This is a genomic window from Streptomyces sp. NPDC098101 (assembly GCF_044760185.1).
GTDB lineage: Bacteria > Actinomycetota > Actinomycetes > Streptomycetales > Streptomycetaceae > Streptomyces.
The window spans coordinates 1,294,160-1,306,909 of the sequence record NZ_JBIWAS010000001.1 but is presented as its reverse complement, the minus strand read 5'-3'; the positions used below and the strand labels follow the sequence as shown (position 1 = coordinate 1,306,909).

The following is a 12,750-nucleotide window of genomic DNA, read 5'->3' as shown; positions in this document are numbered from 1 at the left end:
AATTAAACAGTATGTATAAGGGGTACGGACAGACGGCCCCTTACACGGGTGCGGGGAGGTCCGCCAGGGCGGCGATCGTGTCCTGGTGGCGGCCCGCCGGGCCGAACGCGATCTGGTCGGCCTTGGCCCGCTTCAGGGCCAGGTGGGCGGGGTGCTCCCAGGTCATCCCGATCCCGCCGTGCAGCTGGACGCACTCCTCGGCGGCGCGGACCGCGACCTCGGAGCAGTACGCCTGGGCGACGGCCACGGTGAGCGGGGCGTCCTCGGCGCCCCGGGCGAGGGCGTCGGCGGCGGCGCGGGCGACCGCCCTGGCGCCGACGACGTCCAGCCAGAGCCGGGCCATGCGGTGCTTCAGGGCCTGGAAGGAGCCGACGGGCCGGTTGAACTGGTGGCGCTCGCGGGTGTACCGGACGGTGTCCTCCAGGCACCGCTCGGCCAGGCCGAGCTGCTCGGAGGCGAGCAGTCCGGCGCCCGCGAGGAGGCCGCGGCGGACGGCCGCGCGGGTCACGTCCGGGCCGGCGAGCCGGGTGCCGGTGCCGGGTTCCGCGGTGACCCGGGCGAGCGGGCGGGTGAGGTCGAGCGGGGTCTGCGGCTCGACCGTCGCCTCGCCCGCCGGTACGGCGTACAGGCCGTCGGCGCGCGGGACGAGGAGGACGTCGGCGGCGGGGGCGTCGGCCACGGCGGGCACGGCGGGGCCGTGCGGCGGCTCCGCGTCCGGCGCCGTCGACAGGGGTGCGGCGAGGACCGCGACCGTGCCGCCGCCCGCGACGGCGGCGAGCAGTTCGGCCGCCGGGGCGCTCTCCGCCGCGAGGGCGAGCAGGGTCTCGGTGGCCACCACCGCGCTCGTGAGGTACGGCAGCGGGGTGACCGCGCGGCCCAGCTCCTCCAGGACGACGGCGGCCTCGCGGTGGCTCGCGCCCTGGCCGCCGAGCTTCTCGGGGACGAGAAGTCCGGCGGCGCCGATGTCGGCCGCGAGGGACTTCCAGAGGCCGGGGACGTACGGGGTGTCCGTCTCGATCCGGCCGAGGAGGACCGTGTGGCCGGCCCGGTCGGCGAGCAGGGCGCGGACGGCCGCCCGCAGGTCGTCCTCGGTGTCGGAGTAGAGGAGGTCCAGTCGGTCCGTCATCGCGCGAGGTCCTTCCAGGGGACGTCCTTGTCGTTGCGGGGCTCGGAGGGCAGGCCGAGGACCCGCTCGGCGACGATGTTGAGGAGCACCTCGCTGGTGCCGCCCTCGATCGAGTTGCCCTTGGAGCGCAGATAGCGGTAGCCGGCGTCGCGGCCGGTGAAGTCGACCAGTTCGGGGCGGGTCATGGCCCACTCCCCGTACAGCAGGCCCTCGTCGCCGAGGAGTTCGACCTCCAGGCCGCTGAGGGCCTGGTTGAGCCGGGCGAAGCCGAGCTTCGTGGCGCTGCCCTCGGGGCCGGGCCGGCCCGCGACGAGCTGCTGGCGGAGGCGTTCGCCGGTGAGCCGGGCGACCTCCGCGTCGACCCAGAGGCCGAGGAGGCGCCGGTGCAGGTCGTGGGTGCGCAGTTCGGGGCGCTCGCGCCAGGTGGCGGCGACCTTCCCGATCATGCCGCCCTCGCGGGGGATCCGGGCGCCGCCGATGGAGACCCGCTCGTTCATCAGGGTGGTTTGGGCGACCCGCCAGCCGTCGCCGGGCTCGCCGAGGCGGTGGGCGTCGGGGATGCGGACGCCGGTGAGGAAGACCTCGTTGAACTCGGCCTCGCCGGTGATCTGGCGCAGCGGCCTGACCTCCACGCCGGGGTCGGTCATGTCGCAGACGAAGTAGGTGATGCCCCGGTGCTTGGGGGCGTCCGGGTCGGTGCGGGCGATGAGGATGGCCCAGCGGGCGAGGTGGGCGCTGGAGGTCCACACCTTCTGCCCGTCGACCACCCAGTGGTCGCCGTCCCGGACGGCCCGGGTGCCGAGGGCGGCGAGGTCGGATCCCGCGCCGGGCTCGCTGAAGAGCTGGCACCACACCTCCTCGCCGACCCACAGCGGCTTCAGGAAGCGGCGCTTGACCTCGTCGGAGCCGTGGGCGAGGAGGGTGGGGGCGGCCATGCCGAGGCCGATGCCGATCCGGCGCGGGTCGTTGTCGGGGGCGCCCGCGGCGGCGAGTTCGGCGTCGACGACCGCCTGGAGGGCGCGGGGCGCGTCGAGTCCGCCGAGGCCGGCGGGGTAGTGGACCCAGGCGAGTCCGGCGTCGAAGCGGGCGCGCAGGAAGTCGGTGCGGTCGGTGGTGGCGGGCGGGTGGTCGGCGAGGAGCTTCCGGGTGAGCGCCCGGAGCGCGTCGGCGTCGACCGCCCCCGGGGTCGTGCGGGTCACGCCTCGGCTCCTTCCGGGAGGACGACCAGGCGGCCGGTGGTGGTGCCGTCGGCGACGCGCCGGACGGCGTCGGCCGCGCCCGCGAAGGGGACGCGCTCCGCGACGAGCGGCTTGATCAGGCCCTTGGCGGCGTAGGCGGTGAGGATCTCGTGGCAGCGGCCGATCGAGGCGGGGTCCTTCGCCGCGTAGAGGCCCCAGTGGAGGCCGAGGACCGAGTAGTTCTTGACCAGGGCGTGGTTGAGGGCGGGCGTGGGGACGGTGCCGCTGGCGAAGCCGACGACCACGATCCGGCCCTCGAAGGCGACGCACTTCGCGGACTGCCGGTAGGCGTCGCCGCCGACCGGGTCGTAGATCACGTCGGCGCCCCGGCCGCCGGTCGCCTCCTTGACGGCGGCGACGACGTCCTCGGAGCGCCGGTCGATCACCAGGTCGCAGCCGAGGTCGCGGGCGACGGCGGCCTTCTCGGGGCCGCCGACGACGCCGATGACGGTGGCGCCGGCCGCCTTGCCGAGCTGGACGGCCGCGCTGCCGACGCCGCCCGCCGCCGCGTGGACGAGGAGGGTCTCGCCCTCCTTCAGGGCGGCGCGGCGGTGCAGGCCGAACCAGCCGGTCTGGTAGCCGATGTGGAGCGCGGCGGCCTCGGCGTCGTCGAGGGCCTCGGGGGCCGGGAGCAGTCCGGCGGCGTCGGCGAGGGCGTGGTCGGCGAAGCCGCCGTGCGGGAGGGCGGTGGTGGCGATGACCCGGCGGCCGTCCTCGGTCTCGGCGCAGATCTCGACGCCGGGGGTGAAGGGCAGCGGGGGGCGCACCTGGTAGTGGCCGCGGCAGAGCAGCGCGTCGGGGAAGTTGACGTTCGCGGCGCGGACCTTCAGGAGGACCTGGCCCTCGCCGGGGACGGGCGGTTCCACCTCTTCGCGGCGCATCACCGCGTCGGGTTCGCCGTTCTCGTACACACGCCATGCCTGCATCCGGGAGCCTCCTCCGTACCGTGCGGTCGGTTGCATACTAAGCGGTCGCTTGCATCCGGGGAACAGGCCGGCCGGACTTCTCGGTGACGGTTCGGCGGACTCCTCGGAGGGAGGCGGATCGGCCCGGTTCCCCGGGCGCGGGTCAGCCCGCCTCTCGGGTACGGATCAGCCCGACTTCTCGGGCCGGGCCCTGACGTGCATCCGCTCCCCCTGCGGCCCGAACAGGCTCAGGAACTCCACCGGCCCCTCGGCGGTCGGCCCGAACCAGTGCGGGACGCGCGTGTCGAACTCGGCCGCCTCCCCCGCCGTCAGGACGACCTCGCGCCCGCCGAGGTGGAGCCGGAGCCGGCCGGAGAGCACGTACAGCCACTCGTACCCCTCGTGCACCCGGGGCTCCGGGCACTCGTAGGGCTTCTCCTGGATCACCTTGTACGCCTGGAGGCCGCCGGGCTGCCGGGTCAGCGGGTACATCGTGCGCCCGTGCCGCACGATCGGCTTGGCCTTGACGCGGGGGTCGCCCACGGGCGGCGCGCCGACCAGTTCGTCGAGCGGGACCTGATGGGCGCGGGCGAGCGGCAGGAGCAGTTCGAGGCTGGGTCTGCGCTGCCCGGATTCCAGCCGGGAGAGGGTGCTCACGGAGATGCCGGTGGCGGCGGAGAGCTCGGCCAGGGTCACCCCGCGGCTCCGGCGGACGCGGCGGAGGCGGGGGCCGACCTCGTTCAGGACGGCGTCGATGCGGTCGTCTTCGGTCATGGACCCAGTGTTGCAGAAACGGCAAGTTACCTTGCTCGTACGGCAGGGTCGGAGTGAGCCTCGATCCCATGAACGCACACACGGAGCAGTACGAGGTGGTGGTCGTCGGCGGCGGCGCGGCCGGGCTCAGCGCGGCGCTGGTCCTGGGCAGGTCCCGGCGGCGGACCCTGGTGGTCGACGCGGGCGAGCCCCGCAACGCCCCCACGCCCCACATGCAGGGCGTCCTCTCCCGGGACGGCATGAGCCCCGCCGCGTACCTGGCGGCGGGCCGGGAGGAGATCGCCGCGTACGGGGTGGAGTGGCGGGCCGGCCGGGTGACGGGCGCGGCGCCGGACGGGCGGGACGGCTTCACCGTGACGCTCGCGGACGGCACGGAGGTCGGGACGCGGCGGCTCGTGGTGACGACCGGGCTCGTCGACGAGCTGCCGGAGATCGACGGGGTGGCCGGGCGGTGGGGCCGGGACGTGCTGCACTGCCCGTACTGCCACGGCTGGGAGGTGCGCGACCGGGCGTTCGGCGTGATCGCCCACCCGGAGATGCCCGCGCACCAGGCGCTGATGGTCTCCCACTGGTCGTCGGACGTGACGCTCTTCCTGCACACCGCCGCCGGGCTCTCCGAGCGGGAGGCGGCGCTGCTCGACGCGGCCGGGGTGGAGGTCGTGACCGGCGAGGTCGCCGGGCTCGCGGTGGAGGACGACCGGCTGACCGGGGTCCGGCTCGCCGACGGGCGGTTCGTGCCGCGCGAGGTGGTCTTCGTCGGGGCGAACCGCCTCGCGGCCCGGGACGGGGTGCTGCGGCAGCTCGGGGCGAAGCTGGACGAGACGCCGTTCGGGGAGTTCGTCGCGGTGGACGCGACGGGCCGCACCAGCGTGCCCGGGGTGTGGGCGGCGGGGAACGTGACCGGCCCGCAGGAGCAGGTGGTCAACGCGGTGGGCCTGGGCTACCGGGCGGGCGTCGCGATCAACACCGAGCTGCTGTTCGGCGACCTGGAGGCGGCGGTGGAGGGCGCCTGAGACGGCGGCCCCCACCCGTCAGCGGGGGAACAGCTCGAAGGTGACGGCGGGGCGGCCGCCGAAGCGGTCGGCCGCCTGCCCGGTCGTCTCGGCGAGGAAGGAGCGGACGTACTCCTCCGGGTCCTGGTCCGTCAGGGCCTCGATGTAGGTGCGGTGGCAGAGGAGCGAGCGGACCGCGCGCTCCAGGCCGGGGCCCGCGTCGACGGCGTGGGTGGGGGTGCTGGAGGCGGCGACGGCGACCCAGCGGACGCCGTCCCACGGCTCCAGGCCCCGTTCCTCCAGCTCGGGGAAGATCCAGCGGTTCCCGGCGTCGGCGGCCGCGTCCAGGACGGCGCGGCCGACGGCCAGGTGGTCGGGGGTGTTCCACGGGGCGCCGGGGCCGCTGCCCCAGGTGTCGCGGTGGTTGAGGGTGACGACGAGTTCGGGGCGGTGGCGGCGGATCGCGGCCGCGATGTCGCGGCGCAGCCCGGTGCCGTACTCGACCACGCCGTCCCGGTGGTCGAGGAACTCGACGGCTTCCACGCCGACGACGGCGGCGCTGTCGCGCTGTTCGCGCTCGCGCAGGGGGCCGCAGACGTCCGGGGCGAGGGAGTCGATGCCGGCCTCGCCGCGGGTGGCGAGGACGTAGACGACCTCCTTCCCGGCGTCCGTCCAGCCGGCGACGGCGGCCGCGCAGCCGTACTCCAGGTCGTCCGGGTGGGCGACGACGGCGAGGGCGCGCCGCCAGTCGCCGGGCAGCTCGGCGAGGTCGTTTCCGGTCATGACCGCAGGATACGGGCCGCCTCCGGGCCGGTCGGGCGGAACGCACCGGCGAGGATCACCGACCGCGAGACGTGCCGGGGCCGGTCGGGGTTGAGGCCGCGCCGGTCGGCGAGGGCGACCGCGAGCCGCTGGGCGCGGACGAGGGCGGCGACGGGGTCGATGGCGTCGGCGGCGAACAGCGCGCCGGTGGACTCGACTTCGTCGCGGAGGCCGGAGGGGGCGGGGCCGAGGCACCAGACGAGGCTGGAGCGGTCGCTGATGCTGATCGGGCCGTGGCGGTACTCCATCGCCGCGTACGACTCCGTCCAGGCGCGGGCCGCCTCGCGCAGTTTGAGGGCGGCGTCGTCGGCGAGCCCGACCGTCCAGCCGGTGCCGAGGAAGGTGAACTGGCCGCGCCGCTCCCAGGCGGCGGGCAGCCGCTCGTACAGGACGAGTTCGGCGTCCGCGATCGCCGGGCCGAGGTCCACGCCGAGTCCGGCGCGCAGGAGCTGGAGGGCGGTGGTGGCGAACCGGGTCTGGAGGACGGAGCGTTCGTCGGCGAAGCCGAGGTCGAGGACGCGGTCGGCGAGCCGCCCGGCGGGGCTGTCGGGGGCGCCGGTGAGGACGAGCGCGGGGACGCGTCCGGCGGCGTGGGCCAGGAGGTCCACGACCTCGGTGGTGGTGCCGGAGCGGGTGAGGGCCACGATCCGGTCGTAGCCGCGCCCGAGCGGGGTCGCGTCGGAGGCGGGGAAGGCGTCGGTCTCCCCCGCGCCGAGGGACTCGCGCAGGGCCGCGTAGGCGCGGGCCATGAAGTACGAGGTACCGCAGCCGACGACCGCGACGCGCTCGCCCCGGTCCGGCAGCAGACCGGCGTACCGCACGGCGTCCTCCGCGGCCCGGCGCCAGCAGTCGGGCTGTCCGGCGATCTCCGCGCCGACGTGGGTGCTCATGTCCGGGTCCTCTCCTCGCGGGGGGCCTCGGGGCCCTGTCGCGAGTTCTACCGGCGCGCGCCGGGGACGCACCATGTGCAAGGGGGGTCCACCGCTTGGACTTTTGCGCGCGGCCGGCGGCGGAGACCGCGTTGTCGGAGGCCTCCGCTTGAATGCCCCCCATGACTGTCCATGACGTGGCCCTCATGCTCCCCTCACCCGCCGACCTGCGGAACCTGTGCCGTTCACTGGCGATGCTCGACGCGATCCTGAGCCCGAACTGGGAGGGCCGCCACCACTCCTTCGACACCGGCTGGGCCGAGGGCGAGGAGGCGGCCTCCATGCGCGACGGTTCGGGGGACGAGTACTCCCTCGTGTTCTCCGCGACCGGGGTCTACGTGCGCGGCTTCGCCCACGAAGCGCCGATGAGCCCGTACGGCAACGACGGCGAACCCTGGCCGGGAGTCCTCGACGACGTCCCGGAGGCCTTCCGGCGCTTCGTCGGGGAGCCCGCGTTCACCGACGAGGACGGCGTGCCGGTGGTGACGGTCTGTCTGTGGCGGGGCCCCACGGACGACCGGTGGCACCACGGCACGATCGACTTCCCCGCCGGCCACGAGGACCCCGACGGCGCGACGACCCTGTTCCCGCTCCTGCTCGACCCCTCGCCGGAGGCCTTCCGGCGCTTCGCCGAGGAGTACTACGAGGTCCCCGTCGACCTGGGGGCGGTGCGCGCGGTGTACGCCCTGGAGCCGCTGAGCCAGGACCTCGTCTCCTCGCTGAACCCGGAGGTCGCCCTCGCGGACCTGGCCGGGGACGTCGCGGAGATCGGGTATCCGTGAGCGGCGTTCGGGCCTCGTCCCCGGCCGGGGGCCGGCGGTCGGCGGGGGTGGAGCGGCCGGTGCCGCGCCGGGTCAGGAGGTCGGGAAGTCGTCCGCCGTCCTGATCCGGTCACGGACCCAGACGCCGGCGGGCTTGAGCGACCCGGTGCCGGTCCAGGGGCCGCCCTTGCCGCAGGTGCCGGTCTTGAAGACCGCGCCGCTGCGCTCGTCGTCGGAGAAGTTCCAGTTGACCCAGCTGATCTTCTTGGCGGCCATCAGGTCGAGGTACTTCTGCGTCATCGTGAAGTCGTTGGAGCCCTCGCCCGCGTAGTTCTGGGTGCCGAACTCGGTGACGAAGACGGGCAGCTTGTCGGCGGCGCGGGAGAGGGTCTTCAGGTACTCGTCCCGGTGCGAGTACGCGTAGAAGTGGAAGGTGTACATGATGTTGGCCGCGTTCACCGGCTGGGAGACGACCTCGGACTCGGTCGCGCCCTCCGAGACGCCGAACGAGGACCACGCGCGCGTGCCGACGAGGACCGGGGTCTCGGGGTCCTGGGCGCGGACGACGGGGATGAGCTGCTCGGCGTAGCTCTTGATCCGGGACCAGGACACGCCGCTGGGCTCGTTGGCGATCTCGTACAGCAGGTTGGTCTTGCTGTTGTGGCGCTTGGCGATCTCGGTGAAGAAGGTCTTGGCGCGGGAGAGGTTGTGGTGGGGGTCGCCCGGGTCGAGCATGTGCCAGTCGACGATCACGTACATGCCGCGCGCGGTGGCCTGCTCGATGAGCGAGTGGGCGAGGTCGGTGTACTTGCGCGGGTCGGTCTCGTAACCGTCCTCCTGGACGTACGTGGAGACGCGCAGGACGTCGGCCTTCCAGTCCTTGGCGAGGGCGTCGAGCGAACCGCCCGTCAGACACTGGGAGTACCACTGGGTGCCGTGCGAGGACATGCCCCGGAGCTGGATCGGCTTGCCGTACCGGTTGCAGAGCTTGGTGCCGCAGACCTTGAGCTGTCCGTTGACGGCGGCCGGGGTGGTGGCGGCCGCCTTGGACGGAGCGGCGGGGGTGGGGGCGGGGGCGGCGTTCACGGCCGAGGGGGCTGCGGCGAGGCCGAGGAGCAGGGTGCCGAGGGCGGTGCCGGCGATGCCGAGGCGGCGTGCGCGGGGGCGTGCGGTGCGTGCGGTTCGTACGGTTCGTGCGGACGTCATGGGGGTCTCCACGGAACGGCGAACGGGGTTAGGGACCCGGAGGGTTGACGCCTCCGGGACTGGAAGGAAACCTTCCTAACGGATGAATAGCAGGGCCCGGGACCGCCCCGCAAGGGTCACGACGGGAGACGCTGTTCAGCGGGCTGGAAACGGGCCGGTCGGAGGAGCCCCGTGGCGTCAGTCCGCCAAGAGGCCCTTCCGCACCAGGTAGTTGCGCGCCACGTCCTCCGGCAGACGGCGCCAGCTGTCCACCTGCTCGTTGAGGTTCGCCAGGTCGGCGGTGGTCAGGACGGTGTTGAGCAGGTCGAGCGCGCGGACGACGCCCTCGCTCCCGGCGCGCGCCCGGTTGACCACGGGCACGACGAGGTCGGCGTTCTGCAGGCGCTTGTCGTCGGCGAGCAGCACGAGCCCGAAGTCGTCGAGGGTGGCGTCGGTGGTCGTGGTCAGGACCAGCTGGTCCCGGCCGCTCCGGACGGCCTGCTTCGCCTGGGTCGTACCGACGCCCTTGGGGTCGACGGCGGTCACGTCGATGCCGTACACCTCCCGCAGGCCGGGGGCGCAGTACGGCCGCCGGACGCATTCGTCACCGGCCGCGAGGCGGACGGGGAGGCCGGTGGCGCCGAGGTCGCTGAGGGTCTTCAGGCGGTGCTCGGCGGCGAAGGCGGCGGTGACGGCGAAGGCGTTCTGGTCGACGGCCCGGCCGGGGTCGAGGACGGTCAGGCCGCGCGGCCCGGCGAGGGCCCGGAGCGCCGTCATGGTGGCGGCCGGGTCGGGCGAGCCGACGGCCGGCGCGTCCGGCCCGTTGGCCTTGGCGTTCAGCCAGTCGGCGAAGGTCGCCGCGTACTCCGGCACGACGTCGATCTGCCCGTTCTCCAGGGCCGGTTCGTACAGCTCGCGGTTGGTGACGGTGAGGATCTTCGTGCGGTGTCCGGCGTCTTCGAGCAGCAGGGCGTACATCCGGGCGAGCAGGTCGCTCTCGGTGAATCCGGCCGAGCCGACGGTCAGCCGGCGGCCGTCGTCGGGACGTCCGGTGACGGCGTCCCGGTCCTCCAGGGACGGGCCCGCCGCGCAGCCCGCGCAGAGCGCCGCGAGGAGGCCGAGGGCGACGGGCCGGGACGCCCTCACGCGCCGCTCCCCCGGATCCCGGCGGGGATCAGCCGCCGGACGCCCTCGAAGACCCCCTCCACCAGGAGGGCGAGCGCCGCGACCAGGCAGGCCCCGGCGACGACCTGCGGGGTGGAGGCGAGGTTGAAGCCGGCGGTGATGATCCGGCCGAGCCCGCCGCCGCCCGCGAGCGCGGCCACGGTGGCGGTGGCGACCAGCTGGACGGCGGCGATCCGCACGCCGGTGAGGACCATCGGCAGCGCGAGGGGCAGTTCGACCCGGGCGAGGACCTGGCCGCCCGTCATGCCCGTGCCCCGGGCGGCCCGTACGACGTCGGGGTCGACGCCCCGCATCCCGACGTACGCGTTGGTGAGCAGCGGGGGCACGGCGAACAGGACGAGGGCGATGATCGTCGGCCACTCGCCGTACGGGCCGAGCGGGCTGAGCAGGAGCAGGACGAGGACGGCGAAGGTGGGGACGGCCCGGCCGGCGTTGGCGAGGTTCATCGCGAGTCCGCCGCCCCTGCCGAGGTGTCCGAGGACCAGGGCCGTGGGGAGGGCGATCGCGCAGCTCAGGGCGAGGCAGACGACGGTGAGGAAGACGTGCTCGCCGAGCCGGTGCCAGACGCCGTTCTCGCCGGACCAGTGGGCGGCGGTGGTGAGCCAGGACCAGGCGGCGGAGACGGTGTTCACGCGGACCGCGCCCGGGTCCAGGGGGTGAGCAGCCGCTGCGCGCCGAGGAGGAGCAGGTCGGCGGCGACGGCGATGACCACGCAGAGGACGGAGGCGGTGAGGACCTGGGCCTTGAAGTAGGTGTTCATCCCGGCGTAGACGAGGTTGCCGAGGCCGCCGTGGCCGACGATCGCGCCGATGGTGACCAGGGAGACGGCGGAGACGGTGGCGAGGCGCAGCCCGGCCATGGCGGCGGGCAGGGCGAGGGGCAGCTCGACGGCGAGGAGGAGCCGCAGCGGCCCGTAACCGAGGCCGCGCGCGGCCCGCCGGGTCTCCTCGGGGACGGCCCGGAGCCCGGCGAGGAGGTTCCGGACGAGGAGCGTGAGCGAGTACAGGACGAGACCGGCCACGACGAGGGCGGCGGAGAGTCCGTACAGGGGCAGGAGCAGCGAGAACATCGCGAGCGCCGGGATCGTGTAGAGGAGCGTGGTGATCCCGAGGACGGGGGCCGCGACCCAGCGCAGGCGGCGGGCGGCGATCGCCAGGGGCAGGGCGATCAGGAGGGCGAGGGCGACGGAGGCGCCGGTCAGCTGGAGGTGCTGGACGACGGCGTCGGCGAGGATCTCCCGGCGGGAGGAGAGGTAGGCGCCGCAGATCCACTCGTTGCGGGCGAGGCAGTCGTCGGGCGGCGCGGTCACGCTCCCATTCGAGGCGGTACGGGTGCCGGGCGCACCCCGGCCGGGCCCGTTCGGGCCACGGAGGGGCGGGGGTCCGGCGCCGGGGCGCGGGACGCGCCGGAGGGCCCCGTCCGGGGCGGCCGGGCGGTCAGGACTCCTGGAGGACGGACAGGACGTTGCCCGCCGGGTCCGTGAACCAGGCGACGGCCGGGCCGCCCCCGCCGCGCACGATGCCCTTGTCGTCGGCGTCGAAGCCGGGGTAGCGCTCCAGGGCGACGCCCCGCCCCGTCAGCTCGTCGACGGCCCGCTCGATGTCGTCGACCCGGAAGTTGAGGATCGTGAAGGAGGCGGGGGCGTGGTCCTCCTTGGGGTAGACGAGGACGCGCGCGCCGCCCGCCAGGGTGAGGAGGAGCATCTCCATGCCCTCCGGTCCCGATTCCTCCACCTCCAGGCCGAGGGTCTCGCCGTAGAACCGCCGGGCGGCGTCGAGGTCGTCGACCGAGAAGCCGCTGAACGCCGAGGTCTCGCCGAACATGGCGCACTCCCTTCCGGAGTCCGTTCCGGGGGCCTCCGGCGAGGCCCCCTTCCAGGATCCGCCGCCGGAGCGGAGTCCGCCGCTCCGCTCAGGGCGCGATCGGCAGCTGCCGCTTGTGCTCGGTGAGCTCGTAGCGGCGGACGATCGCGTCGAAGGCGGCCTCGCCGACCGGCTTGCCCTCCAGGAAGTCGTCGATCTCGTCGTACGTGACGCCGAGCGCGTCCTCGTCGGGCTTGCCCGGGTCGAGGGTCTCCAGGTCGGCCGTGGGGACCTTCCGCACCAGGTTGTCCGGGGCGCCCAGCTCGGCGGCGACCGCGCGGACGCGCCGCTTGGTCAGACCGGTCAGCGGGACGACGTCGGCGGCGCCGTCGCCGAACTTGGTGAAGAAGCCGGAGACGGCCTCGGCCGCGTGGTCGGTGCCGACGACGAGGCCGTCGTGGGCACCGGCGACCGCGTACTGGGCGATCATCCGCTGACGGGCCTTGATGTTGCCCTGGACGAAGTCCTGGTGGTGGGCGTCGCGGAAGGCGACGTCACCGGCGAGGCAGGCCTCCAGGGCCGCGTCGCTCGCCGCCTTCACGTCCACGGTGAGGACCTTGTCGGGGCGGATGAAGTCGAGGGCGGTCTGCGCGTCCTTCTCGTCGGCCTGGACGCCGTAGGGCAGGCGCATCGCGTAGAACACGGCGTCGTGGCCGGCGGCGCGGGCGCGCTCCACGGCGAGCTGGCAGAGCCGGCCCGCGGTGGTGGAGTCGACGCCGCCGCTGATGCCGAGCACCAGCGCGCGCAGTCCGGTGGAGGTGAGCCGCTCGGTGAGGAAGGCCACCCGGCGCTCGATCTCCACCGCCGGGTCGAAGGTTTCGGACACCTGGAGGTCCCGGGCGATCTGCTGCTGGAGGGCGGTGGACGCCGGGTCGGTCACGTGAGGTCTCCTCGTCGGGGGTCGTTCGCTCGTACGGGCCGTGGCGCTCGTCCGCGCGTACGGCTCGCACTGCTCGTACAGGGCCGACTCT

At 74.5% G+C, this 12,750-nt stretch carries 14 protein-coding genes; 2 read left to right on the top strand and 12 right to left on the bottom strand.

Annotation, left to right across the window (positions count from 1 at the left end):
• Positions 1–40: 40 nt before the first annotated feature.
• The 4 genes from ACIQVI_RS05330 to ACIQVI_RS05315 all read right to left on the bottom strand — a co-directional run bounded on the left by ACIQVI_RS05330 (position 41) and on the right by ACIQVI_RS05315 (position 4,043).
• Positions 41–1,126, bottom strand: coding sequence for an acyl-CoA dehydrogenase family protein (locus ACIQVI_RS05330; protein WP_403591292.1), 1,086 nt, complete (start codon positions 1,124–1,126; stop codon positions 41–43).
• On the bottom strand, positions 1,123–2,325 hold the full coding sequence (locus ACIQVI_RS05325; protein WP_403591289.1) for an acyl-CoA dehydrogenase family protein: 1,203 nt from the start codon (positions 2,323–2,325) through the stop codon (positions 1,123–1,125). Before ACIQVI_RS05325 ends, ACIQVI_RS05330 begins: the two co-directional genes overlap by 4 nt.
• Positions 2,322–3,290 carry an NADPH:quinone oxidoreductase family protein gene (locus ACIQVI_RS05320; protein WP_403591286.1) on the bottom strand — a complete coding sequence of 323 codons (969 nt, stop codon included), beginning with the start codon at positions 3,288–3,290 and terminating at the stop codon, positions 2,322–2,324. The genes ACIQVI_RS05325 and ACIQVI_RS05320 overlap by 4 nt, the downstream gene beginning before the upstream one ends.
• A 165-nt stretch (positions 3,291–3,455) precedes the next feature.
• The gene (locus ACIQVI_RS05315) at positions 3,456–4,043 is read right to left on the bottom strand and encodes a helix-turn-helix domain-containing protein (protein ID WP_403591283.1); all 588 of its coding nucleotides are present in this window, start codon (positions 4,041–4,043) and stop codon (positions 3,456–3,458) included.
• A 68-nt stretch (positions 4,044–4,111) separates the two neighbouring features.
• On the opposite strand from ACIQVI_RS05315, the gene ACIQVI_RS05310 reads away from it, so the two are divergent.
• Entirely contained in the window at positions 4,112–5,056 is a 945-nt protein-coding gene (locus tag ACIQVI_RS05310; protein ID WP_403591280.1) for an NAD(P)/FAD-dependent oxidoreductase, read from the top strand.
• Positions 5,057–5,074: 18 nt separating this feature from the next.
• Here the strand turns inward: ACIQVI_RS05310 and ACIQVI_RS05305 are convergent, their stop codons facing one another.
• Both ACIQVI_RS05305 and ACIQVI_RS05300 read right to left on the bottom strand, forming a co-directional pair.
• A complete protein-coding gene (locus ACIQVI_RS05305; protein WP_403591278.1) occupies positions 5,075–5,818 on the bottom strand; it encodes a PIG-L deacetylase family protein in 744 nt (247 codons plus the stop codon).
• A complete protein-coding gene (locus tag ACIQVI_RS05300) occupies positions 5,815–6,747 on the bottom strand; it encodes an SIS domain-containing protein (RefSeq protein WP_403591275.1) in 933 nt (310 codons plus the stop codon). Before ACIQVI_RS05300 ends, ACIQVI_RS05305 begins: the two co-directional genes overlap by 4 nt.
• 161 nt (positions 6,748–6,908) lie before the next feature.
• Between ACIQVI_RS05300 and ACIQVI_RS05295 the strand changes: the two genes are divergently transcribed.
• Positions 6,909–7,568, top strand: a complete 660-nt coding sequence (locus ACIQVI_RS05295) for a hypothetical protein (RefSeq protein WP_403591272.1) — start codon at positions 6,909–6,911, stop codon at positions 7,566–7,568.
• A 72-nt stretch (positions 7,569–7,640) separates the two neighbouring features.
• Here the strand turns inward: ACIQVI_RS05295 and ACIQVI_RS05290 are convergent, their stop codons facing one another.
• From ACIQVI_RS05290 to nadE, 6 genes are all read right to left on the bottom strand, one after another.
• Positions 7,641–8,753: a glycoside hydrolase family 5 protein gene (locus ACIQVI_RS05290; protein WP_351971277.1), complete on the bottom strand. Its 1,113-nt coding sequence runs from the start codon at positions 8,751–8,753 to the stop codon at positions 7,641–7,643.
• A gap of 177 nt (positions 8,754–8,930) precedes the next feature.
• Entirely contained in the window at positions 8,931–9,878 is a 948-nt protein-coding gene (locus ACIQVI_RS05285) for an ABC transporter substrate-binding protein (protein ID WP_351971278.1), read from the bottom strand.
• Entirely contained in the window at positions 9,875–10,549 is a 675-nt protein-coding gene (locus tag ACIQVI_RS05280; protein WP_403591269.1) for an ABC transporter permease, read from the bottom strand. The genes ACIQVI_RS05285 and ACIQVI_RS05280 overlap by 4 nt, the downstream gene beginning before the upstream one ends.
• Positions 10,546–11,226 (bottom strand): ABC transporter permease, encoded by a 681-nt coding sequence (locus ACIQVI_RS05275; RefSeq protein ID WP_403591266.1) that lies wholly within the window; start codon positions 11,224–11,226, stop codon positions 10,546–10,548. The genes ACIQVI_RS05280 and ACIQVI_RS05275 overlap by 4 nt, the downstream gene beginning before the upstream one ends.
• A 127-nt stretch (positions 11,227–11,353) precedes the next feature.
• Positions 11,354–11,740: a VOC family protein gene (locus ACIQVI_RS05270; protein WP_351971281.1), complete on the bottom strand. Its 387-nt coding sequence runs from the start codon at positions 11,738–11,740 to the stop codon at positions 11,354–11,356.
• An 88-nt stretch (positions 11,741–11,828) separates the two neighbouring features.
• Positions 11,829–12,659, bottom strand: coding sequence for an ammonia-dependent NAD(+) synthetase (gene nadE, locus ACIQVI_RS05265; protein ID WP_403591262.1), 831 nt, complete (start codon positions 12,657–12,659; stop codon positions 11,829–11,831).
• Positions 12,660–12,750: the final 91 nt, after the last annotated feature.